This is a genomic window from Clostridium sp. DL1XJH146, from assembly GCF_054819755.1.
Window position 1 is genome coordinate 39,550 of record NZ_JBTVVN010000016.1, and the last position, 25,407, is coordinate 64,956.

The 25,407-nt window shown below is 28.2% G+C and carries 21 protein-coding genes; 5 read left to right on the forward strand and 16 right to left on the reverse strand.

The window, feature by feature from the left end; genetic code table 11:
• Positions 1-129 precede the first annotated feature (129 nt).
• Together ACVHXK_RS09585 and msrA are read right to left on the reverse strand one after the other, a co-directional pair.
• Positions 130-1,353 carry a PucR family transcriptional regulator gene (locus ACVHXK_RS09585; protein WP_461206167.1) on the reverse strand — a complete coding sequence of 408 codons (1,224 nt, stop codon included), beginning with the start codon at positions 1,351-1,353 and terminating at the stop codon, positions 130-132.
• Positions 1,354-1,951: 598 nt separating this feature from the next.
• Positions 1,952-2,437 (reverse strand): peptide-methionine (S)-S-oxide reductase MsrA, encoded by a 486-nt coding sequence (msrA, locus tag ACVHXK_RS09590; RefSeq protein WP_461206168.1) that lies wholly within the window; start codon positions 2,435-2,437, stop codon positions 1,952-1,954.
• Positions 2,438-2,716: 279 nt separating this feature from the next.
• Between msrA and ACVHXK_RS09595 the strand changes: the two genes are divergently transcribed.
• Positions 2,717-3,670, forward strand: a complete 954-nt coding sequence (locus ACVHXK_RS09595; protein WP_461206169.1) for an L-lactate dehydrogenase — start codon at positions 2,717-2,719, stop codon at positions 3,668-3,670.
• Between the two features lie 257 nt (positions 3,671-3,927).
• On the opposite strand, the gene ACVHXK_RS09600 is transcribed toward ACVHXK_RS09595, so the two are convergent.
• The 8 genes from ACVHXK_RS09600 to ACVHXK_RS09635 all read right to left on the reverse strand — a co-directional run bounded on the left by ACVHXK_RS09600 (position 3,928) and on the right by ACVHXK_RS09635 (position 13,640).
• Positions 3,928-4,719: an ABC transporter ATP-binding protein gene (locus tag ACVHXK_RS09600; RefSeq protein WP_461206170.1), complete on the reverse strand. Its 792-nt coding sequence runs from the start codon at positions 4,717-4,719 to the stop codon at positions 3,928-3,930.
• An 18-nt stretch (positions 4,720-4,737) separates the two neighbouring features.
• A complete protein-coding gene (locus ACVHXK_RS09605; protein WP_461206171.1) occupies positions 4,738-5,643 on the reverse strand; it encodes an ABC transporter permease in 906 nt (301 codons plus the stop codon).
• Between the two features lie 33 nt (positions 5,644-5,676).
• Positions 5,677-6,708 carry an ABC transporter substrate-binding protein gene (locus tag ACVHXK_RS09610; protein WP_461206172.1) on the reverse strand — a complete coding sequence of 344 codons (1,032 nt, stop codon included), beginning with the start codon at positions 6,706-6,708 and terminating at the stop codon, positions 5,677-5,679.
• 426 nt (positions 6,709-7,134) lie between these two features.
• Entirely contained in the window at positions 7,135-7,983 is an 849-nt protein-coding gene (locus ACVHXK_RS09615; protein ID WP_461206173.1) for a DMT family transporter, read from the reverse strand.
• Between the two features lie 340 nt (positions 7,984-8,323).
• Positions 8,324-9,838, reverse strand: a complete 1,515-nt coding sequence (galT, locus tag ACVHXK_RS09620) for a UDP-glucose--hexose-1-phosphate uridylyltransferase (protein WP_461206174.1) — start codon at positions 9,836-9,838, stop codon at positions 8,324-8,326.
• A gap of 166 nt (positions 9,839-10,004) precedes the next feature.
• Complete coding sequence (locus ACVHXK_RS09625) at positions 10,005-11,174, reverse strand: galactokinase (RefSeq protein WP_461206175.1); 1,170 nt, start codon at positions 11,172-11,174, stop codon at positions 10,005-10,007.
• Between the two features lie 219 nt (positions 11,175-11,393).
• Complete coding sequence (locus ACVHXK_RS09630; protein WP_461206176.1) at positions 11,394-12,449, reverse strand: DNA polymerase IV; 1,056 nt, start codon at positions 12,447-12,449, stop codon at positions 11,394-11,396.
• A 705-nt stretch (positions 12,450-13,154) separates the two neighbouring features.
• Positions 13,155-13,640, reverse strand: coding sequence for an LURP-one-related/scramblase family protein (locus ACVHXK_RS09635; protein ID WP_461206177.1), 486 nt, complete (start codon positions 13,638-13,640; stop codon positions 13,155-13,157).
• Between the two features lie 187 nt (positions 13,641-13,827).
• Here ACVHXK_RS09635 and ACVHXK_RS09640 point away from each other — a divergent pair, with 187 nt between their 5' ends.
• From ACVHXK_RS09640 to ACVHXK_RS09650, 3 genes are all read left to right on the forward strand, one after another.
• Positions 13,828-14,610: an SDR family NAD(P)-dependent oxidoreductase gene (locus ACVHXK_RS09640; protein WP_461206178.1), complete on the forward strand. Its 783-nt coding sequence runs from the start codon at positions 13,828-13,830 to the stop codon at positions 14,608-14,610.
• A gap of 427 nt (positions 14,611-15,037) precedes the next feature.
• Positions 15,038-15,943, forward strand: a complete 906-nt coding sequence (locus ACVHXK_RS09645) for a D-alanine--D-alanine ligase (RefSeq protein WP_461206179.1) — start codon at positions 15,038-15,040, stop codon at positions 15,941-15,943.
• Between the two features lie 7 nt (positions 15,944-15,950).
• On the forward strand, positions 15,951-17,399 hold the full coding sequence (locus tag ACVHXK_RS09650) for an aminotransferase-like domain-containing protein (protein ID WP_461206180.1): 1,449 nt from the start codon (positions 15,951-15,953) through the stop codon (positions 17,397-17,399).
• A gap of 90 nt (positions 17,400-17,489) precedes the next feature.
• Here the strand turns inward: ACVHXK_RS09650 and ACVHXK_RS09655 are convergent, their stop codons facing one another.
• Together ACVHXK_RS09655 and ACVHXK_RS09660 are read right to left on the reverse strand one after the other, a co-directional pair.
• Positions 17,490-17,831, reverse strand: a complete 342-nt coding sequence (locus ACVHXK_RS09655; RefSeq protein ID WP_461206181.1) for a hypothetical protein — start codon at positions 17,829-17,831, stop codon at positions 17,490-17,492.
• Positions 17,832-17,898: 67 nt separating this feature from the next.
• Positions 17,899-18,930 (reverse strand): threonine aldolase family protein, encoded by a 1,032-nt coding sequence (locus tag ACVHXK_RS09660; RefSeq protein WP_461206182.1) that lies wholly within the window; start codon positions 18,928-18,930, stop codon positions 17,899-17,901.
• A gap of 323 nt (positions 18,931-19,253) precedes the next feature.
• Between ACVHXK_RS09660 and ACVHXK_RS09665 the strand changes: the two genes are divergently transcribed.
• Positions 19,254-20,645 carry a sensor histidine kinase gene (locus tag ACVHXK_RS09665; RefSeq protein WP_461206183.1) on the forward strand — a complete coding sequence of 464 codons (1,392 nt, stop codon included), beginning with the start codon at positions 19,254-19,256 and terminating at the stop codon, positions 20,643-20,645.
• Between the two features lie 67 nt (positions 20,646-20,712).
• On the opposite strand, the gene ACVHXK_RS09670 is transcribed toward ACVHXK_RS09665, so the two are convergent.
• The 4 genes from ACVHXK_RS09670 to ACVHXK_RS09685 form a co-directional block, all read right to left on the reverse strand.
• Positions 20,713-21,828, reverse strand: coding sequence for a GGDEF domain-containing protein (locus tag ACVHXK_RS09670; RefSeq protein WP_461206184.1), 1,116 nt, complete (start codon positions 21,826-21,828; stop codon positions 20,713-20,715).
• 378 nt (positions 21,829-22,206) lie between these two features.
• Complete coding sequence (locus tag ACVHXK_RS09675; protein ID WP_461206185.1) at positions 22,207-23,325, reverse strand: TFIIB-type zinc ribbon-containing protein; 1,119 nt, start codon at positions 23,323-23,325, stop codon at positions 22,207-22,209.
• 380 nt (positions 23,326-23,705) lie between these two features.
• Positions 23,706-24,854: an SPFH domain-containing protein gene (locus ACVHXK_RS09680; RefSeq protein ID WP_461206186.1), complete on the reverse strand. Its 1,149-nt coding sequence runs from the start codon at positions 24,852-24,854 to the stop codon at positions 23,706-23,708.
• A gap of 150 nt (positions 24,855-25,004) precedes the next feature.
• Entirely contained in the window at positions 25,005-25,349 is a 345-nt protein-coding gene (locus ACVHXK_RS09685; RefSeq protein WP_461206187.1) for a cupin domain-containing protein, read from the reverse strand.
• Positions 25,350-25,407: the final 58 nt, after the last annotated feature.

Here is a 25,407-nt window from a genome sequence, read left to right on the forward strand (position 1 = left end):
ATAAAAATAAACGTTATTTATTAATAATCCGAAGTATATCATATAATAATCAGTTTTAATATGTATTTTAGCACAAATATAATTGTATTTATATACAAAAAAAATCTAGAATATATATGTCCTAGATTCTCAATGTATTTTTTTTATTCTATATATTTTAAATGCAAAATCTAACTTAATACAATCATCTAATCTATTAAGGTCACATTTTAATATTTCTTCAATCTTTTGTATCCTATACCTCAATGAATTTTTGTGTATAAACAACTTTTGTGAAGCTATCGCAATATTACAATTCTCCTTTAAGAAAGTCTCTAAAGTTTCTAGCATATTTGATTTATTCATATTATCATACTCTATTAACAGCCCAAGAACTTCATCAAAATACCTAGTACAAAGGTTCTTATCAGTAATATTTAATATAAACTTATAAATTCCCAAGTCTTCATAAAATTCAATTCCTAAACCTTCTAATTTACTCCTTGCAATTAAAATTGCCTCTTTTGCTTCTTCTAAGCTATCTTTCATTTTAAATGAAGAATTATAAAGGCTGCCTACACCCATTATAATATTTAACTTATCTATCCTATTATTTACTTCACCCTTTATTTCTCTAAAAATTCTACTAATTTCTATTTTATCCATAGTTTCCATGCTTAACATAAATATGATAGAATAATTTTTCTGAATAGTTATAACTTTTATATTACTCCTAAGAAACATATTATAAACAATTTTCTGTATTCTATTTTGGATATTTATTATAATACTCTTATCCGAGAAAGATTTTTTTTCTATAGAACATCCAAAATCAGCTATTTCTAATATACCAATTAGATTACTATTAGAAATATCAAAATCAAGTCTATACGCTTGTTCTATAAAAGAATTTTCGGAATTAAAATTACTAAATAATATCTCCCCTAATAAATTGGCTTGTGATTCGTTTTCCATATTTTTTTTTATAATATAGCTACAAATATCTTGAGATATATCTATAAGCTTAACTTCCCATGGGATTTTAAACAGAGGTACATTAAGTTTATTAGCAACTTCAATAGCCCTATTTGGGATAGTCTTGAAATATTCTCCAATATTTATTATTAATCCCGCTGCCTTCTTATCATCTATCATTTTAATAAAATCAACTAATTCTAATTCTCCTTTTAATCCTGACCCTGTAATATAAACAAGTTCTCCTCCAGATAGCCATTCTTTAATCTTCATTGAATCATCATAACACTCTGCAACATAAAACCATGATATTTCTCTTTCAATACCATACCCTCCAGCTACTAGGTCTAAAGTTTTCAATGATGGTAGCTGTAATATATCACTACACCTTACAAACATAGCTATCCCCCTTTTTTTAATCTATGTTTTAAAGACTATTTTATTTATCTCTTTTGATTGCTAAGTCTTTACTTATTAAGCAATACTCCTTTATAAGTTTAGAAAAATTATATTATACATATTTCTTAAAGTCAACGTAGTATTAAATAATAAATGATTTCACTACTATTATTCATTTGATACTTTTTTTATGTTTAAATTAACAGTTTTTCATTTTCTGGATATTGTAATTATTATTTACTCAAAATTATACAAATTTTGTATTATTAATAGCTTCATGATAACCATTACATAAGATATGAAATAACAGTAAACGTCTACACAGAAAACTTTTTAATAAATTTATAATTACTAGTTGACAGGTTATTTTATACCATGTTAATATATATTCAAACATATATTTATTAATTAAATTTATTTTAGCGCAAGGTTTCAATTGCAGTATAAATATCCCCCCTATTTATTTATAATTCCAATAATGATTTCCTTAGCGCATAATATTTGTAACTATAATACAAGATGTATTCTAAAGAATACATCTTGTATTTTTTTATATTTAGTTTTTCTATAATATTAATTAGTTTTTCTATAATATTAATTATTTTTTCAATAATGATTTAGATATATGACAATATCCATTAGGATTTTTATCTAAATATTTCTGATGATACTCTTCTCCGTCATAGAAATTTCTCAATTCTTCTATTTCGGTTACTATCACATTATCATATTTCTTTTGCTCATGATTTTTAGATGAAATTATTACATTATAATCTTCTTGGTCTATATAATAAATTCCAGTCCTATATTGATTACCAATATCATGTCCTTGTCTATCTTTTATAGTAGGATCTACTATCTTCCAATATGCATCTAACAATATATTCAAATCTAATATCTTTTCATCAAATTCTATGTATACAGCTTCAGCAAACCCAGTATCTTCATTACATACCTTTTCATATGTTGGATTTTCATCTTTTCCATTTGCATATCCTACCTTTGTATTTATTACACCATCTAAATTATCAAAATATGCTTGAACTCCCCAAAAACAACCACCTGCGAAAACTATTTTCTTCATATCAAAAACCCCTTTTCTAATTTTTCCATAATATCTCATCTGTCAACTTATTATTTTTGTTAATCTTATATCCTATTCTAATACTTCAAGTACATTGTCTATTCTAGAACATATTGTAGAATAGATTATAATCAAAACTATTAATGAAACTATAAAACATACCTTTCAATAAATCAATAGTTTAATCAAAAAATAATTATTTATATGGAATTGCATAAAGAGTATTTTTACCTTAATATAGAATAAAGCATAAAATTTAAGTATAAGGAGAATCGGAAAATGAAAGATACATCAAGAAAAATTGTTATTATAGGAGCTGGTCATGTAGGATCACACTGTGGATATAGTTTGCTTACTAAAGGAGATGTCAACGAGATTGTCTTTATTGATGTAGATAAAGATAAAGCCTCTGCACAAGCCTTCGATATAGCAGATGCCGGTTGCTTTATGCCTCATCCTACATTAGTAAGATTAGGCTGTTATGATGACTGCAAAGATGCAGATATAATTGTTTTAGCTGCAGGTGTTCCTCGTAAAACTGGCCAAACTAGATTAGATACTATGGGTGATTCCATAAAAGTAATGAAAGAAATTGTAGAACCATTAAAAAACTCAGGTTTTGAAGGTATTTTGCTTTGCATATCTAATCCTGCTGACATAATTGCTGATTATATGAGAAAACACACAGGCTGGTCTAAAAATAGAGTTTTCAGTACAGGAACTTCCCTCGATACAGCCAGACTCAAAAGAGTTCTTCAAGAAGAAACAGGGGCTGATTCAAGAAGTATTCAATGTTTTTCAATGGGTGAACATGGAGATTCTAGTATGATTCCTTTTTCTCATATCACTATAGGAGGAAAGCCATTATTAGAATTAATGAAAGAAAAACCAAACACTTATGGCAAATTAGATCTAGACCATATTCTAAACCGTACTCGTATGATAGGTATGGATGTTGTAATCGGCAAAGGCTCTACTGAATTTGGGATTGGTACAGTACTTGCTGATATGGTCAAAGCTATTCTCAATGATGAACATAGAGTTATGCCTGTATCCGCCCTATTAGAAGGAGAATATAATCAAAAGGATTTACATATAGGCATTCCAGCAATTATAGGTAAAAATGGAATAGAAGAAATAATAGAATTGCATTTAAACGAAGATGAACAAAAATTATTTGAAGAATCATGTAATATAGTTCGCAAACATATTGCTTTAGCTGAAAAGATATGATTAAAAACAATTAAAAACATTAAAACAAAATGCACAATGCACAATGAACAATGCACAATGCACAATGCACAATGCACAATTATGGATGATTTTCTTCCCTTTGGTCAGAAAATCTTTAATTAATAAAAGATTCTCGTCTATAAGACGAGAATCTTCCTTAATTTCACACTTCACACTTCACACTTCACACTTTAAACTGAATCACCAAGCTTCACATCTCTCACTAAAACCGCAAAGCTTAGCATTTTCCATTAATTTTAAGAAAGCAACATCCTATCATTAGTTAGTTCTTTTTTTCTTTCTTTAGAATAGTAAGTTAATAATTCTTCTATAGTCATTTTACTTCTCTCTTCACCTTTTATATCTAATATAATTCTACCATCATCCATCATAATGGTACGATTACCAAGAGAAAGAGCTGCTTTGATATCATGAGTTATCATCATTGTTGTTATTTTTGATTCATCAACAATTTTTGTAGTTATTTTTAGTATTTTTTCTGCTGTAGCTGGATCAAGGGCTGCAGTGTGTTCATCTAGAAGTATTAATTTGGGCGATGCAATAGTACACATTAAAAGGGTTATCGCTTGTCTTTGACCTCCTGATAAATGTCCTACTTTTGTTTTCATTCTATCTTCTAATCCTAAATCCAAAGTTGATAGTATTTCTCTAAAATGTGAAGAATCTCTTTTATTTAAAGCAAAAAAGCTTTTATTTGCTTTTCTCGTATAAGCAAGTGCTAAATTTTCTTCAATTGTCATAGTCGGAGCAGTACCTTTCATTGGATCCTGCATAAGTCTTCCTATATCAAAGGCTCTCTTATAGTCTTTTAATCCTGTAATATTTTTATCATCTAGTACAATAGCTCCACTATCTATATAAAAACTTCCTGCTATAGCATTAAATAATGTAGATTTGCCTGCACCATTAGACCCAATTATAGTAACAAAATCACCTTTATTTAATTCTAAGTTTAAAGAATTTAGCGCTTTTTTCTCATTTATAGTTCCTTTATAAAAAGTCTTGCTAACATTTTTTAATTTAAGCATATTATTCCAAACCATTCTCTAATCTAAATGATTTGTAGCCTCCCTTCTAATTCTATTCTGATCAATATTCACTTTAATTGTAGGCACAGAAAGTGCAACTATTACAATAACTGCAGATATTAATTTCAAAGCGTAGGAAGGGAATAAATCTACTTTCAAAGCAAAAGCAATTATAATTCTATAAATTATAGAACCTGCTGCTGAAGAAATAAGCCCAAAAGTAACATTTCGTCTGCCAAATAAAGTTTCTCCAATAATTACTGATGCAAGACCGATGACTACCATACCATTTCCAAAGCTTACATCACCAAACATCTGATACTGGCAGATTAGAGCACCAGATAAAGCTACACAGGCATTGCCAATGGCTAAACCAACGCATCTAAAAACATTAGCATTTATAGAAGATGAACGTACCATATCTTCATTATCTCCTGTAGCCCTAATAGCAAGACCAAATCTTGTCTTAAAAACAATAGCTATAATACTTATAGCTATTATGCAAATTGATAAAGCAACTATGGTTTTACCCATTTCATTTTGCATACCCATTATAGAATTTATCTTAATAAATATAGTTTCACTTCCAAAAAGAGAAAGATTAGCTTTCCCTTTCATTATTGCCAAATTTACAGTATATAACCCAGTCATAACTAGAATTCCAGATAAAATAGGATGTATCTTCAACTTAGTTTGTAATAATCCTGTGGTACCTCCAGCTAAAGCTCCTGCAATCATAGCAACTAGCAAAGCAAGAAAAGGATGCCCACTTACAGTTACTACCGCCGCACAAGTCATTCCTAGTGCAAAGCTACCATCAACAGTTAAATCTGGTACATTCAAAATCCTAAAAGTAATATAAATTCCAAGTGCCATTATTGCATATAGCAAACCAAGTTGAATAGAACTGGTTAACAGTATCATATCCTTTCTCCTTTCAAATAACTTAAATTAATCTTACTCACCAAGAATTACAAATTGCTTCATTAACTTATCTGATATTTCTAATTTTAATCCTTCTGCTGTTTTTAAATTAATCATTTTAGCATACTCTGCAACTTGCTCAACATTATTTTCTTCAATTGTTTCACCATCTACAATACGTACTATCATTTCAGCTGTTTGTTTTCCTAAAATTGTGTAATCAATTCCTACTGTAGCTAAAGCACCATCAGTAACCATAGAATCAGCTCCTACATATGTTGGGATATTTGCGTCCATTGCAACTTGAAGATAAGTAGGCATTGCTGATGCAACTGTATTATCATTTGGTGTGAAAAAAGCATCTACCTCTCCCACTAATGAAGTAGCAGCTTGCTGAATATCAGCTGTTCCAGTTATAGTAGCTTCCTTATATTCTATACCATTTTCATCACAATAAGCTTTTGCTCTATTTATTCCTGTAGCGGAATTAACTTCACTACTATTATACACAAAACCAAAAACTTTTACATCTGGAGTTAATTCACTTGCTAATGCAAAAATATCTTCTATTGGGATTGAATTTGAAACTCCTGTTATATTTCCTGTAGTTTCTTCAAAAGAAGTTACAAGGCCTGCTTCTACAGGGCTACTTACTGCTGAAAAGATTATTGGAATTTCAGTGGTTGCAGCTGCTGCAGCTTGTGCAGTAGGTGTAGCTATTGGAACAAGCATATCCACACCATCATTTATCATATTTTGCATTATAGAAGGTAATAAACTCATATCTCCGTTAGCATTTTGGAAATCAATTTCTATTTTATCCGTTAATCCTAATTCATCTAATTCTGAAACAATTGTTTCATAGATTAAATTTAAAGAAGGATGTTCCATTGGAAGAATAATACCAATTTTCTTGATTTCTGATTGAGATGTTTCATTCACGCCATTTTCTTCGTTTACTTCATTTACCTCATTATTTGAAGCTACTTCCCCATTATTAGAACAACCTACTAAAACTCCTAAAACCATAATTCCTGTTAATAAAATTGATAATAATTTTTTCATATACTTTCTCCCCTTTTAATATTTTTTTTGTATACCTATAAAGTGGGTTGGATTCAATAAATTTATACAAAAAAAATCTGTCCTTAATCTAAGGACAGATAATATCTGCTTGCCACCTTAATACATTTTTAACGAATTATTATACAATAAACAATACGTAGAATAATTCTTATATAGCGAAAATGCCAACACATTCTCCGTTGTTAACGCCAACTTACGTATTAGCTACTAGATAGATTACTATCCATTTTTCACCTTTCCCTCAATGGTCCATTTACCGCACAGCTTTTCCACAGGTTCTCACCATCTCCTGCTCTCTTTAGGTGCTCATTACGGTTTTATCTCCATATCACTGGTTTAATGTTTACATTATAATATATAATATTTTACACTGTCAAGTCTAAATAAAAAATTTTCAACTTTTATTTATCTCTTGCCGTATTGGTAAACAACTATAGATACCCCAATAATCAAAACCCCTCCAAATAAACTTAACGCATCTGGAACCTCTGCCCATATGAAGAATCCTATTATAGCTGAGAAAATTATATTTGTATAATTATAAATAGAAACCTCTGATGCTGGTGCAAATCTATATCCATTTGTTAAAGCAAGTTGTCCTAAAGCTGCAAAAACGCCTGTAAGAATTAAATACACCAATTGACTAAAAGTAGGAACTTTAAAATTAAAGATCATAAGAGGAAACATAACTACTACAGAAACAAAAGAAAAGAAAAAAACTATTACAGCTGGATTCTCTTTATCTTTCAAATATCTTATTATTGTATATGCGGCACCAGCAAATATAGCTGACATAAATCCAGAAAGAGCTGGAAGAATAGACAAATCAAATTTAGGTTTTATAACAAATATTGCTCCTATAAATGCAATAACTAAAGCCGGTATTTGTATCTTATTAAGTTTTTCCTTTAAAAATATTACAGCGAAAACAGTAACAAAAAAAGGAGAAAGTCTATTAAGAATTGATGAATCTGCTAAATTCAAATCATTTATTGCATTAAAATAAAGTACAACCCCCATAAGTCCGCACAAAGCTCTTGCTATAAGATATTTTCTATTCTCTTTTTTACCAAAAGCATTCTCTTTCGTTTTGATAACAAACCATAATGCTATAAAAAAAGAAATAAAATTTCTAAAAAATACTTTCTCATAAAGAGGTATCTCTCCAGTCAATTTCACAAATGCACCCATAATCGCAAAAGAAAAAGATGATATCACCATATAAACTATTGCTTTAGATTTATTATTTTTCATTATATAAATTCTCCTATTTTATCATGTTCCCACACAATATATTTGTTTATAACTATGTTTTAGAATATTGTTGATATTAAAATTTTAGCTAGGTAAATTACTTTAGCACAAATAATAATTAGCAATTTGCATTTTTATAAATTAAAACTATTTATGCAAACAATATCTTGTAAATTAACAACTCTTTAAAACATTTCATTAAAACATTCTAATTATATCATATGATAAAGAAAAACGTTGTTATATATGAAACTTTATGTTTCAAATATAACAACGTTCTTTCAATTCATAGTATGTCTTATCCTCATTCAAAAGAATTTATACTTATTAGATTTACATTTTATTTTTCATTCACAAAACTAACAAATCTAGAGAAGGCTTCTTTACCTTCATCATTTCTTTTATACACTCCTGCATGCTCAAGAACCTTCATAAACTTTATGCCAACTTCTTTTCTTAATATTTCTTCAACATTAGAGGTATCAATATCACTATACTTATCTTTAATTTCTTCTGCCCAAACTCTATGTTTAGCTATTTCTTCATTATTCATAATATCTAAACTATCATCTATTAAATACTGTTCTAAGTCTTTTAATTCTTCTTTTAATCTTGCAGGTAAAACTGCTAATCCCATAACCTCAATAAGTCCAATATTCTCTTTCTTTATATGATGAACTTCACTATGTGGATGAAATATGCCTAGAGGATGCTCCTCTGTGGTTCTATTGTTTCTAAGTACTAAATCAAGTTCAAATAGTTCTCCTCTTCTTCTAGCAATCGGAGTTACAGTATTATGTGGAGTTTCTTCAGAGTAAGCAATAATATCAACTTTTTTATCACTATATTCTCTCCATTTATTTAGTATTTTTTCTCCTAGTGAAGCTATTTTTTCTTTGTTCATTCCACTAAGTCTAATAACTGACATAGGCCATTTTACTATACCTGAACTAATATCCTCATAACCTTCAAACACTATTTCTTCTTCTATAGTAGCTTTTTCCATAGCAAATTTATAATGTCCTCCTTGAAAATGATCATGGGATAATATAGACCCACCTACAATAGGTAAATCAGCATTTGAACCTACAAAATAGTGCGGTAATTCATCAACAAACTGTAAAAGTCTATCAAAAGAACTCTTAGAAATTTTCATTGGAACATGTTCACCACGGAATACTATACAATGTTCATTGTAATAAACATAGGGAGAATATTGAATAAACCACTTATCTCCCATTAATTCTATTGGTACAATTCTATGATTCTGTCTTGCTGGGTGATTAATACGTCCTGCATATCCTTCGTTTTCTTTGCATAAAAGACATTTTGGATAAGAAGATGATTTCATATTTCTTGCTGCTGCTATAGCCTTAGGGTCTTTTTCTGGTTTAGATAAATTTATAGTGATATCCAAATCTCCATACTCAGTTTCTGATTTCCAAACTAGATTTTTAGCAATTCTATCAGTTCTTATATAATTAGATGCCTTACTTAAATTATAATAATAATCTGTTGCTTTTACTTTATCAAATTTGCTTAAATCTTTAAATTTTCTAATAATCTCTGAAGGTCTAGGTATAAAACAATCCATGATTTTTGTATCTAAAAGGTCCCTATAAACAGCTGAATTACTCTCTAACTTACCATTTTCAAATGCCCAATTTAATATATTCTCTAAAATTACTGAGACATTATCATTTTTTTCGTCTTCTAACGCCATTTCAGTAAAATCATCCAAACCCAAAACTTCAAGAACTCTATTACGAGAGTAAATAACATCATCCATTTCTATAAGCCTATTATAAAGAGCATACTCTACTAATTTACAGATTTCTCTGCTAATATCAACCATAATAACCCTCCTCTTATTCTCTTTTGCTATATTTTATAAATAATTTGCAATGTGCAATTGTATATGATTCTCTCCTATCGTCGAGAATCTTTAATTAATTGAAAGATTTTGCGTAGCAAAATCATCCTTAATTGCAAATTGCTAATTGCTAATTGCACTCTTCTTTTTAAAAAAGTTCTCTAGCTCCATCTCCTACTTTTGCCACATAAAAATCTGCCTCATATCCTATTTTTTCTTTGTACTTTTTGCCTACATTTTCTATAAAAGAATGGACTTTATCCTCTTTTACAATACTAACAGTGCAACCTCCAAAACCTGCTCCTGTCATTCTTGATCCTATTGTTCCTTCTTCCCTCCAAGCTATATCGACTAAAGTATCTAATTCTACTCCTGTTACTTCATAATCATCTCTCAAAGAAATATGTGTTTCATTCATTAATTGTCCGAATAGAACTAAATCTCCACCTTCAAGGGCATCTACTGCCTTTAAGACTCTTCTATTTTCATAGACAGCATGTTTTGATCTTTGTCTATCTACATCATTTGTAATTAAACTTTTATTTTCTTCAAACTCATCTTCTGTTAAATCACCTAAAGAAGTAATGTTTAATTTTTCTTGAAGTTGTTTTAATGCTCTTTCACACTCACTTCTTCTTTCATTGTATTTAGAATCAGCAAGACCTCTTCTTTTATTTGTATTGGCTATAACTATTGCAGCATCCTTCAAATCAAGTTTTGTATATTTGTACTCTAATGTATTACAATCTAATAAAATAGCCTTATCTTTTTTGCCCATCCCAATTGCAAATTGATCCATAATACCACAATTTACACCTACAAATTCATTTTCAGCTTTTTGACTCATTTTAACCATTGAAACCATATCAACATCTACATTGAATAATCCTTTTAACATTACAGAAGTTACAAGTTCAACAGAAGCTGATGAAGAAAGACCTGCTCCATTTGGGATATTACCATAAAATAAAACATCAAATCCCTTATCTATTTTAAAACCATTCTTTTTAAATTCACTAATTACTCCCTTAGGATAATTAGCCCAATCATCTTGTTTTAAATACTCTAAATTATTTATATCAAATTCAATAATTCCTAAATCCTCAAAATTCAAAGAATATACTCTACCTCTAGTATCTTCTCGTTTTGACGCTATTATATAAGTTCCAAAACTTAATGCGCAAGGAAAAACATTACCTCCATTGTAATCAGTATGTTCACCAATCATATTAACTCTTCCTGGTGCAAAAAAAACTCTAACATCTTTATTCCCAAATACTGTATTAAAATCATTTTTTAATTTATTTACTAATTCCATAATAACATTCCTCACTTTTATAATTATTAAATAGAAAAGGTTTTCTAAATACCTAAATAAATTTTTTACATTAAATATCAACATAGAATAAGGTGGTTATCCCATTTCAATAATTAATATAGAAAACCTTTTCTATATTAATTATATTTTATCAAAAAATTTTTAACAATACAAGAATCTTTTTTTGAATTTTTCATTGTATCTTCAATATGTTACAGATTATAAAAAAGAAATTTGTTCTATAGTTTTTTCATATAGATTAGTTACAGATAACCCTATTAATCTAATTTCTTCTTCTATATATAATTCTTCTAAAATTTCCGTAGCAACCTTATATATTTCTTTTTTACCGCTAATATTTTCAATAACAGTTTTACTCTTAGTATGTCCTTGAAAACTTGCTGTTTTGTATTTAACCGTTATTGTCTTACAATATAAATTTCTTGCATATAACGATTTTTCTATATTACTAGAAAAATCTTTTAAATACTCTTTTAGATTTTCTTTATCTTTAGTATCTTCCTTAAGGGTACTTTCTCTTCCAATAGATTTAATATTTCGTTCAACTTTAACATTCCTATTATCTATTCCTCTTATCCTCCAATAAATTTCATTGCCGTATTTACCAAAATACTCTACAAAAAAATCTTCTTCTAACTTCAGTAATTCTTCAACTTTATATATTCCTATATTATTTAATTTTTGAACTGATTTTTTACCAAGTCCATATATTTTATCAATAGATAAAGGCTTTAATATTTCTGGTATCATATCTTGATTTATTTCTTTTATACCATTTGGTTTATTCCAATCAGAAGCAATTTTAGCTAAAAATTTATTATAAGATATACCTGCAGAAATAGTTAGTCCCGTATTTCTTAAAACCTCTCTTTTAATCCAATTTGCTATTTTAATAGACTCTAGTTTAACATCAGTGACATCTAAATAAGCTTCATCAATAGAAAGTGGCTCTACTCTATCCGTTACTCTATATAATATTTCAAAAACTTGCCTTGAAACTTCTTTATACCTTCCATATCTTACGGGCACGTATACTCCATTTGGGCATTTTGATTTTGCCATAAAAATAGGCATTGCAGAATGAACCCCAAACTTTCTCGCTTCATAAGAACAAGTAGATACTACCCCTCTATTACTTGTCCCCCCAACTATAACAGGTCTGCCCTTCAATTTTGGATTATCATGTTGCTCAACAGCAGCAAAAAAAGCATCCATATCCACATGAATAATTCTTCTATTATTGTTTATCCCCATAAGATCACCAAATCCTTTTTTTATAATAATGCTGATTTATAAAGTATTGTTATATTAAAAAGGTTTATTTTAAAAAGTGTGAAATGTGAAGTGTGAAATGATGGATGATTTCCTCATTCTTCGGAAATCTTTTAATTTATTAGTCGATTTTGCGTAGCAAAATCATCCTTAACTTCACATTTCACTCTTCACACTATTTTATCTTTTAAATTTAATTCTTCTTCTTCGTATACTATACCTGTTCTTTCCATTGTATTGATATATACACAATCACCTATTTTAAATGAAGAATAGAATAATATAATCCTTATGAAAAATAAAATATATATTTTAAATTATGCTTTTAACCATTATATATAATAAGCCTGTAGTATTCTTAACTATAGGGTATCCATTGTAAAACTATATTTATACTTGTTCCAAAAGCTAGACGATTCTACTAGTTTTGGACATGAATAAATAATTAGTCGAACTATAAACCATATATTTCTAATAAATATCACAAAAAGCTTGCTCCAAGAAAAAATTTTTAACAAGATTTATACTTTTAAGTATACTTTATTAAAATATCAAATTTGTTTAGTTAAGAACACCTGCACTCATAAAAATCTCCCTCTGTATTATTTAAAAATAATACACCATATAATAGGTAAAATATAAATTATTTATATGAAAAGTCAAACTACGAAGTTTTCACAGTAAAACTTAATTCTTATTCTCATCATCGTGAATAACTTGGTCAATTACAATCACAAGTGATACCATAAAGCCTTGATTCTCACTGTCTGAAACATCAACTGAGTAAGTATCAGAAAGACTAAACCATTTCTTAGACACTCTAGCAACTACAGTCCCATTTCTTAGAACATTAAATTCATGAGAGAAAACATCTCCCTCAACTGAATAATCCCCAAAACTACTTTCAATATTAAATTTAGCTTTAAAAAATGAAATCTGCTTCTTTACTTTAGCAACTGACATTCCATTCATATAAATATTATATTCAGGAAGTAATCTTAAAACCTTTTGCTCAATATAAGAAATTTCTTTTTCTTGCATATCATATAATCTAAGTTTATCTCCTATTGCAAAAACCTTACCTTTAACTTTAAAAATATCTCTATCATCTTCATCTTTAACAGTGAAATTATCGCCAAAACTAAAAATTTTTTCTCTAATCTTATATCTCATTATATACCACCTTTATATAATATTTTAAATAAAATTCAATCCTCTTACAAATTAATGAGTTTTACATATTAAATCAATAAAGCTACTTATTTATATATATGCAAGTTTATCTGTACTCTTTCATTATATCAAAAATTGTATATTTTATTATATAAAACTAAAAATATATAATGAGGACGGTGATTAAATGAATAATAACTTTGCTCTTATTACAGGTGGAAATAAAGGCATCGGTTTGGAATTAGCAAATCTATTCGCAAAAGATGGCTATAATCTAATTTTAGTGGCAAGAGATTATGAAACATTAAAATCTGCTTCTATATTTTTTGAAAAAATGTACAAAATAAAAACTATTATTATAAAAAAAGATTTATCTCAGAGAAACTCTCCAAAAGAAATTTACGAGCAGTTAAAATCTCAAAATATTGAAGTTACAGTTCTAGTAAATAATGCTGGTTTTGGTACATACGGACCTTTTATAGAAACAAATTTAGAAAAAGAACTTGATATGATTAATTTAAATATTAGTTGCACTACTCATATGACTAAATTATTTGCTAGAGATATGGCTAAAAACGGTTATGGTAGAATATTAAATATTGCATCAACAGCCTCTTTTCAATCAGGACCTTATATGGCTGTTTATTTTGCAACAAAATCATATATACTTTCTTTCAGCGAAAGTATAAGCAAAGAATTTGAAAAATACGGATTAACTGTAACAGCTCTATGTCCAGGTCCTACTGACTCTAACTTTACCAGTACCGCTAAAGGGTCAAGTTCATCACGAATATTTCAACATTTACTTACTCCAAAAGAGGTTGCAAAACAAGGCTATTCAGCTTTAATGCATAACAAAAGAGTGAAAATCGTGGGCAATAAAAACTTTTTATTATCCCAATTAGTTAGATTTCTCCCCAGAAACGGAGTGCTATCTATTTCAAAACATATGATGTCAAAAACAAAATAGTAAGCTTTTTTTCAGTGTGAATTGTGAAGTGATTGATGATTCTCGCTATTTGTCGAGGATCATCAATTAATTAATACCCTTTTATCTCATATATATCAAATACCTATACAATAGTATTTTTTTAGTAAATCTAAACGAATATTAAATCAAAGCTTTTGCACCGGCAACATCATACATAATTGTACATTGTTAATTATCTTTTAATCTTTTAATCTTTTAATCTTTTAATCTTTTAATCTTTTAATCTTTTAACTGCACTCTGCAAATTGCACTCTATGTTTAATAAAAAGCACTCTGCAAACTGCACACTATATTTAAAAAAGAAATCCATCTTTGCCCTAAAAAGAGAGAAAGGTGGCTCTTTTTATTTTTTAAATATAAGTTAAAATAGTATTAGAGAATATTAATATTTAAGGAGGAAAATTGAATGAATGTTGGTGTTATAATGGGTGGTGACTCTTCTGAGAGAGAAGTATCTCTTTTAACTGGAGCAGAAATCATAAAAAATTTAGATAAAGAAAAATATACAGTAGTTCCTGTTTCAATAAATACTCGCTATGAATTAATTGATCAAATTAGAAATCTTGAATTTGCTTTTATTGCTCTCCACGGAGCCTTTGGTGAAGATGGTAAAATTCAATCTTTACTAGAAACTATGGATGTACCTTACTCAGGATGTGGCGTACTCTCTAGTGCCTTATGTATGAATAAAAATATGAGTAAAAAAATATTCAATAATGAAAAGATTAAAACTCCCAATTGGTTTATAATAAAAAAAGAAGACACTTTAAATTTAGATGCAATCTATAAACTTAAATTCCCTCTGTTTATAAAACCAAATAATGGAGGTTCAAGTATAGGTGTTTACAAGGTAAATAATGAAGAGGAATTAAATCAGTGTTTATCATCGTCCTTTCAATATGATGATGAAATTTTAGTTGAAGAATTTATTGAAGGGGATGAAATAACTTGTAGTATTCTTAATGGTGAAGTACTACCTATGCTAGGAATAACTCCGCACTCTGCCTTTTTCGATTATTCGTCTAAATATGGGAATAATAAAGCTGATGAGAAAGTAATCAAACTAAGTTCTGATATAGAATCTAAAGTCAAAGATATTTGCTTAAAATGCTGGGATTCTTTTAATCTACAGGTTTACGCAAGAATTGATCTTATAATAAACAAAAAAGGAATTTATGTTTTAGAAATAGATACACTTCCAGGAATGACTCGCAATAGTCTTTTGCCCAAAAGTGCAAAAGCTTATGGTTTAAACTTTACAACCCTATTAGATAAAATTATAAGTTCATCACTAACTCTAAAAAGAAAATGAGGTAATCATGATTTTTAATATTAAATTGGACACTAAAAAGAAAATATATACTCAAATTTACGAACATTTAAAAAAAATGATAATAACAGGCATGCTTCCCTGTGGTAGTAAACTCCCATCTACAAGGGAGCTTTCTAGTATTATAAACATAAGTAGAAATTCTGTTATATATGCTTACAATATGTTAGCTGAAGATAACTTAATTCATAGCATAAAAAATAAAGGCTACTTTGTTTCTAACATTGAACTTGAAGATTCAGTAGCTTGGGATTTTAATTGGAATGATTCCATAAATGATTATTCTGTACTAGCAGAGCAGCTTGACATTATGAAAACGGAAACAATCTATAAAAAAGGAATGATATCTTTCAAAAGCATTGCACCAGACGGTAGTTTTTTTGATATTGAAGAAGTAAAAAGATCTTTTCTAAATGTTATTTCCAAGGAAGGCGAAAAAATACTAAACTATGGTTATGCACAAGGCTATAAAAATCTCATAGATTATCTAATGCAATATATGCACAAAAAAGGAGTTAATATTTTTAATAAAAAAATCCTTATAACTAATGGATTTACTGAAGCTTTTGATATACTTTTGTCCTCCTTAACAGTTGAAGGAGATACCATACTATGTGAAAATCCAACTCACAATACTGCCATAAAATTAATGAAACTTCACAAACTAAATATTTTAGGAATACCAATGACAAGTAATGGTATTGACCTATCTTCTTTAGAAAAAAATCTAAAAGAAAATAAAGTTAAAATTGCTTTTTTAGTTCCTTCATACCACAATCCTACTGGACTAGTTATGTCCTACAAAAAAAGAAAAGATGTTTATGATATGTTTAGAAAATTCAATATTCCTATAATAGAGGATGGTTTTAATGAAGAATTACAGTTTTCAAGCGACCATATAGCACCAATGACTGCAATTGGTATCAATGATAACTCTATTATTTATATAGGAAGTTTATCTAAAATTCTTTTCCCAGGCCTCAGAATAGGATGGATTTTTGCTGACCCAAAATTAATTAATCTTTTAGAAAGTGTAAAAAGAAGCAGAAATATACATACGTCCTTTCTTGACCAGGCAATATTATATGACTATTTAAATTCAGGTAATTTCGATAAATATGTAAAAAGAATTAGAAATGTTTATAGAGAAAAATTTATATATACTAAAAGACTAGCTACAGAACTTATTCCTCATAAATTCATTTGGGGGGATGGTGGGCTATTTATATTTATAAAACTAGATAATATTAATTCCAGAGATTTACTTAAAAAATGTACCCAAAGAAATGTAATTTTCACACCTGGGGATATTTTTTATTGTAGCGATGCCCCTGATGATACCCTGAGATTAAGTTACTCTAGATTATCTCTGAAAGAAATTGAAATTGGCATTAAAATAATAGGAGAAGAAGATACAAAGTTAAGAGTTACTGATTAAGAGTCTATTGTATACACTAAAAAATTATTACAATAAATTAGCTTTGTATTTCTATTACTCTAAAATTGAAGTAACCCTTCTTTGTCTTACCTATTTTTTGCAATTATATATATTAACATTTATATTTTTACTACAGCAACATCTTAATTTGATATATTCTTCTGTAGCTCCATCTTTAACATATGCAAAAACCTCATTACTTATATCTACTCCTGATAATCCTAAGAAATCAAAATAAACTTCTGCCCCAACATACACACTCATATTTCTAACGGGTAAAGCTTCATTAGCATAAACAATCTGAATCGTCCATCCAGCATGATTATTAACATCGTCATCGGGATTTAATACCTCTGCTACAATACCCACACTATAGACTCCATATCCAGAAGCTTGTACAATATTAGTAACATCAGCAGCTCTAACATACAAATCCCTATCTCCAGCAATACTTACTGTAGCTGAAAAATGAAATTAGTTACCCTTTTACTTCCACTTTCTAACCTCGTTTCCTTAAATCATTTATCATATTTATAAATTCTTCAACCTCTTCTTTTTTTGTATCAAAAGATGTAACCAATCTTACCATATTAATACCAGGATTAATTACATAAAAAGGATATTTTTCTTGCAACGGCTCTATCCACTCTTTTGGGAAATACGCAAAAATCATATTAGTTTCAACCTTTGCTTCTAATTTTACTTCTTCAAACTTTTTAAGATTTTCTTCTAATAATTTTGCCATATCATTAGCTTGCTTAGCATTCGCCTTCCATAAATCATCTTCTAAATACGCAATAAATTGAGCTGAAATGAATCTCATTTTAGATACTAATTGCATTCCCTGCTTTCTAATAAATTTAAAATGCTCTGATAGTTCAGGTCTAAAACAAATAATAGCTTCTCCAAACATCATTCCATTTTTTGTTCCACCAAATGAAAGTAAATCAACACCAGTATCCACTATCATTTCTTTAAAAGTAACATCTAGTGCAACCGCGGCATTAGCTATCCTTGCTCCATCTACATGTAGCAACATATTATTTTTATGAGCAAATTCTGCTATTTCCCTAATCTCGCAGGCTTCGTACACTGTTCCAAATTCAGTAGCTTGAGTTATTGAAATTATTTTAGGCTTGACTTGATGCTCGTCATCTCTAAAACTACTAATCAATTTTTGTACTTTTTCTAGTGATAGTTTACCTTTTTCCCCTTCAACATATATTATTTTATTTCCGCTAAATTTCTCCATAGCACCACATTCATCTTCATTTATGTGTGCACTCTCTGGTGCTATTATACCTTCGTAAGACCTTAATAAACCTGAGAGGCCAATAACATTTGCTGCAGTCCCTGTTGCCACAAAATAAACATCTACATCTACCTCAAATATATCTCTTATTATTTCCTTTGCTTTCTCAGAGTATATATCATTTCCATATGGTCTTTCGTGTTCAATATTACACTTAACTATCTCCTCTAATACCTTAGCGTGAGCTCCCGAATTATTATCACTCAAAAACATTTTCATAAAAAATACCTCCATCTTTTAGTTCCCAAGTGGAAACTTAATTTTTCCTAGCAAATTATCAATAGTTCAAATTATTAATTTATTCATTAATAAATTAATAATTAAAGTGTAAAAAAATCTCTTTTTACTCAGTTTGTATTTATAATTATTGTACACTTTAAAATATAATTTATCAATTTTTAATAAAATATTAAATTAATGTTTAAATATTTTCTACCTTTATATGTATTCTAATCTATATTATGATATAATCTTATTGTATTTAACATTATTACTGTATTTGATTTAAATACACTATAATTCCCATTATATAGAGGTGTGTTATGAATTATAAAATCTTAGATTTAATAGACTTAGAACTATTAGAAAAAAACATGATAAATTTTTATCATATAACTAATATCCCATGTTATATATTAGATTCAAAGGGTGAATTACTTTCTCCAATTGAATTAACTAGATCTTATACTAATTATTGTAGTCAAATTTTAATGAATTTTAGCATTATTTCTAATCAAATTTTAAAAACTATAGATACTATAAATGAGAAAGAATACTATATTCACAAAGGTTCAAATGGTCTATATCATGCATTTATACCTATAAAATTAGATAATCAAGTTCTATGTTATCTTTGCCTTAGTAATTTCATATTTGAAGAATCAAATACACCTTTTTTAAAATCACAAATTAAAGAATACAATAATGATAAAAAAAAATCTCTTGATTATATATTAGATATTAAAGTGTTGGATGAATCCAAATTTAATAACATTATGAATTTTTTAATTACTTCATGCAAGCAGTTTGAACATTCAATTAAAAAACAAAAAGAATATTTTAAAAAAGAATACAATCAACTTATTGATGCAATAGTAGAGAAAAATGAGCAACTAAAAAATGCAAAAGAATGTGACAAAGTTAAAGCAGAATTTTTTTCAAATATTTGTCATGAATTAAAAACACCTATTAGTGTGATTTACAGTGCTCTCCAAGTTATCAATAATAACTCTAGTGATAATTTTTCATCTGATTTTCTAGATAAAGAAAAGAAAGATAAATATCTTCATATTATGAGACAAAATTGTTTAAGATTAATTAGATTAGTGAATAACATACTAGACATATCAAAATTAGAAGCTGGCTATTTAAAACTAAATTTTCAGAATTGTAATATTATTGAGTTGGTTGAAAATATAACACTTTCTATAGTTGACTATATAGAAAATACCGGTATTGAAATAGTTTTTGACACAAACAAAGAGGAACAAATTATAGCCTGTGATCCTGAAAGTATAGAAAGAATTATTTTAAATATTCTATCAAATGCTGTTAAATTCACAGATAAAGGTGGAAAAATACTCGTTAATATCACAAGTAATAGTGATACTGTAAGTATTTCAATAAAGGATAATGGCATAGGAATTCCATATGATAACCAAAATAATATTTTTGATAGATTTGTACAGGCAAGCAAATGCATAACAAGTGAACTTAAGGGAAGTGGTATAGGACTTTCATTAGTAAAAGCACTAGTAGACGCTCACCATGGAGAAGTATTGCTTAATTCAGAAGTAAATATTGGCACTGAATTTATTATTAATCTTCCAATAAGGCAAATTTCAAATATACCAATATCAAAAAATAATCACTCAAACAATAACAACTCTCATATTGAAAAAGTACATATTGAGTTTTCAGATATTTATATATAAATTTTATAAAGCACGTACAATGACATCTATTCCATTTTACTTCTAGAATATTTGATTATAAAGCTTTTTACAAATTACTAAAAACTATTTGATTTTTACCTCCTTCTTTTGCTTTATATAAATAATTATCTACTTGCTTAATTAAATCGTCACCACTATACTGCCCACAATATTCAGCGACGCCAAAGCTACATGATACGGATATATCATTAGGAAAGCTACTATTTACTAATTTACTTTTAATTCTTTCTGCAACAAAAACAGCAGAATTAATATTGGAATTAGGTAAAAGCAATGCAAATTCTTCTCCACCCCACCTAGCAAATATATCTCCCTCTCTTATAACTTCATTTACATAATGGCATACTTTGACCAATACTTCATCTCCAACTAAATGGCCGTATGCATCATTAACTTCCTTAAAATCGTCGATATCAAAAATAATCAATGAAAATATAATTTTTTTTTCTTTGCTTAAATCAATTAATTTTACTAATTCATTCTCAAATTTCAATCTATTATATACCTTTGTAAGCCTATCTGTAATTGTTAACTCAATTAATTCACAATTATTTTGAAATTGTTTTTTTCTATATTTATAATTATCATTTGTCAATTTACCAATAAGACTAATTACCACAAAAAGATATACTATGGAAGTATAAAGTAATGAAATATCATCAAAACTAAACTTAATATATTTGATTAATAAGAAAAAACAAGTAAAAACGATAGAAACCTCAAAATTAATCTTCCATTTTAAAGGTATAAAATACAATCCAATTACTATCATTATTAATTCCATACAATGTACAAGATAATCATAATAATTATAGAAGCCAGTAATAACAATATATGTACTGCAAAATAAAAGCTCAAAAAATAAAAGCTTGTACTTGATTTCCTGGTATTCATAACCTTGCTTTATCAAAAAAAACAAATACAGCCCTACAAAAAATACTAAAGCCCTTAATAAAATAATAAATAATAATTCTTTACTATCTTTTATGAAAAAATAATCCATGATACTAAACAACAAATAAAACAAGGAAACAAATATTATAAATATCCTCAAATCATTTTTAGTTCTTTTAAATTCACAATCTAAAAATTGAGTTTCAAAATTTATATTCTTCTCTCCATCTATAGAAACATTATTTTTATTTAAGATATTATTATACAAAAAACCACCTCATATTTTGAGAACCTATCACCCTATTAAAGAGTATATGATTTTTAATTTTTGTAACTATTTTACATTTTATGTACAACGCTACATTTTAATTATATTACAACAATCTTTCTATTTCTAGTATTAAATTAAATATTTTAATTTATTTATAATTCTTTTATTATATAATATATTTGAGCATAAATTGTGTTTCTTAATACAACTAAGGAGTGATTTTCATGAAATACTTAAAAAGCACAATACAGGATAATTCAACCTCTAAATTGTGCTTCAATTATTGTTAACCATTATATTAAAAACTGTATTATTAATAGTAAGCTATTTTAAAACAAATCTTTTTTTACCACTATATTACTTTTTTTATTGTGCCTAACCTACTAACAATATAATTATAGCAATTACTATAATTATAGTTAAGACAAGAAAAATAACTTTAACAGCACTCACAGGTGCCTTACCTTTTACTTTGCCTGTTTGTCCATTAACTAAAAATCTATATACTTTATTTTTAAAATTAAATGAAGATACCCAAACTGGTAGTAGAATATGTTTATATGTAATATCCTCATAATCAGTTTGCACACTAACAATTTGAACTTCATCACCAAAAACTTGACCTCTAATACCATTTCTTATTTTCGTATTAATTTCATTTTTAGCATCTTCAAATCCATCTTTAAGAGAAATAGAATATTTTTCAGCCAAAAATCCTGATAAATAATTAGGGCTATAATCTAAAAGACCATTTAAATCAAATGGTTCAATACTATCAATAAGACCACTAGCTACATTTTTAGAAGCATTTACAAGTACATCATCATAAAAATGGTTATAATATCCTTGTTCTGTCCTCCATCTTGTCTTTCTTACTCTTTCAGTAACTCTTTTACGTTTTCCATCTTCTTCTACCCAACGAGCTTCTTCCACATAATAATATGTACCTATTCTAACAGTGTAATTAGAGTTAGTATTAGTATCAAAAGTCCAATATGGTATGTATGTACCCACTATTTTATTCAACTTATGTGCCTTTTTTAATTCATTTGGAGCAAAATGCCTACCTTTTATCCAACTTTTAAATTTTGTAAGCGCATCATCTTTAGTAATTTTAAATGGCAAAACTAGTGCTGGCTTTATACCTACTTCTTTGTCATCATTAACAATATGTGAAGATCCACAGAATGGGCAAAATTCCGCCGTGCGGTCTTTATCTATTACAGATTCAGCCCCACAATTTTCACATTTAAAAACTCTCTTCTCTTCACCCCAGCTATTATCTACATTTTCAAGTGCTGCTTCAAAATCATTCTCTATTAAATTATTTTGCTCACTTACTATTTCACTTTTATTCGAGCAATATGGACATTTTAAATTACCACTTTCAGGATCAAAAAGCATATTGCTACCACAAGCTGGACACTTAGTCACTGTAGTTTCTTCAACTTTTTTAGCTTCTGTATTTTCAACGTTATTTTCAAAGTCCTCCACTAAAATACACCTCTTTTTAAGGCAATGCACAATTCACAATGCACAATGCACAATTAATGTTGATTTTCTTCCCTTTGGTCAGATTAATTCAATGCACAATGCACAATGTACAATGCACAATTAATGATAATTTTCTTCCCTTTGGTCAGAAAATCTTTATTTAAATAAAAAATTCTCCAAATATTTAATCAAATCATATTTAACTATACTCCAGAAACTACACTTTATATTCTTCTTTACTATAATAACTAAACTCATATATTTTAAAAACAATCTAAATATAAACTATATTTAAAAATATGTCTTTTATTCAATTAAAGATTTTGCGTAGCAAAATCATCCGAAATTGTACATTGTGCATTGTGCATTATTAATTATCTTTACAACTTATTGCCACATTCAGCACAAAATTTTGCTGTAGGAGTATTTTTCGCACCACACTCACTACATATCTTTTCTGTAATTTGTTTTGCTCCACATTCTGGACAAAATTTTGCCCCTTCTTCTATCTCAGCATTACAACTTATACAATGTGCTTTCTTAACTTGAATAGTTTTTCCACAAGAACTGCAAAATTTAGCTTCTTTTTCCACTGGCTCTCCACAATGTGGACACTTTACCTTTGCAGGTGAATTATCTACTTGAGTTTTTACATTGTTATTGTTTTGATTATTTGCAAAAGCTCCTGCCATTGCATTTCCTATAGCTGCCCCTGCTCCTATGCCAGCACCTGCTGATGCTAATCCACCTGATTGATTTTGAGCAGCATCTCTAATAGCTTCTGCTGCCTGATATTGAGTATATTGATTCATATTACCCAAAACCCCCATAGAAGTTTTCTTATCTAAAACTTTTTCTACTTCTTCAGGAAGCGATAAGTTTTCAATATAGAGAGAAGTTATTTGAAATCCAAAGTCAGCAAATTTCCCTTGCATTTTCTCTTTAGCTTTTTCACTCAACTCATCATAATACATAGCTAAATCTAGTGCAGCAATCTTTGACTCAGCAAGCAAGTCAGTGATACCAGATAAAATCATTCTCTTAAGTTGTCCTTCTATACTTTCAGTATCAAAAGAAGCACTTGTCCCAAATAATTCTTTTAAGAAAACTACAGGGTTTGAAACTCTATATGAATAAATCCCATAACCTCTAAGTCTTAACATTCCAAACTCTGGGTCCCTCATCATTATAGGATTAGAAGTACCCCACTTTTGATTAGTAAACTGTTTTGTATTTACAAAATATACTTCTGCTTTAAATGGTGAATTGAAACCATATTTCCAAGACTTAAGTTTTGTTAATATAGGTAAATTTTCTGTATTTAAAGTATATCTACCTGGCTCAAATACATCAGCAATAACTCCTTCATTAACAAAAACAGCCTTTTGAGATTCTCTAACTGTAAGCTGTGCTCCCATTTTAATTTCTTTTCCTGCTACAGGAAATCTATAAACCATAAGATTTGTACTACTATCAGTCCATTCAATTACCTCTATAAATTGATTCCTTGCAAAATCAAATAAACCCATCTATTCTACCTCCATTTTTTTTATTTATCATAATTATATCATACTAATAGAATGATCAATTCATAAATATATGTGAAGTTTATACATATTATTACTGAAGCTGTTGTCAACAAATAATTGCCAACATCCTCTAAGTTGAATTAATTTCATTTAATTATTAATAACCAAAGCAATCATCTCTAAATCTTCTTCCGTATCATTGATCATTGAATGAGATTCTCCGTTCTTTGTTAAAGTGACATCCCCTGCATAAACTCTTTTTTCCTCTCCGTTATCAATATATTTACCTTCACCTTTTAATATGTAATACGCCTCAAAATCTCCATCATGATTATGTTCTCCTACTGATACTCCAGGTTTTAAAACAACCTTAGCAAATAGTTTACCTTTATTATCTAGTTCTTCTACTGATAAAAGATTTTGTATATTAGCCTCCCCATTGCCTTCTCTTAAACACTTGGTTACGTTTACTAAATCATCTTTTCTTTTTATCATGTTAATCCTCCTAAAATATATTTAAGTTTCAATATTAATATTATAAACCAAAATATAG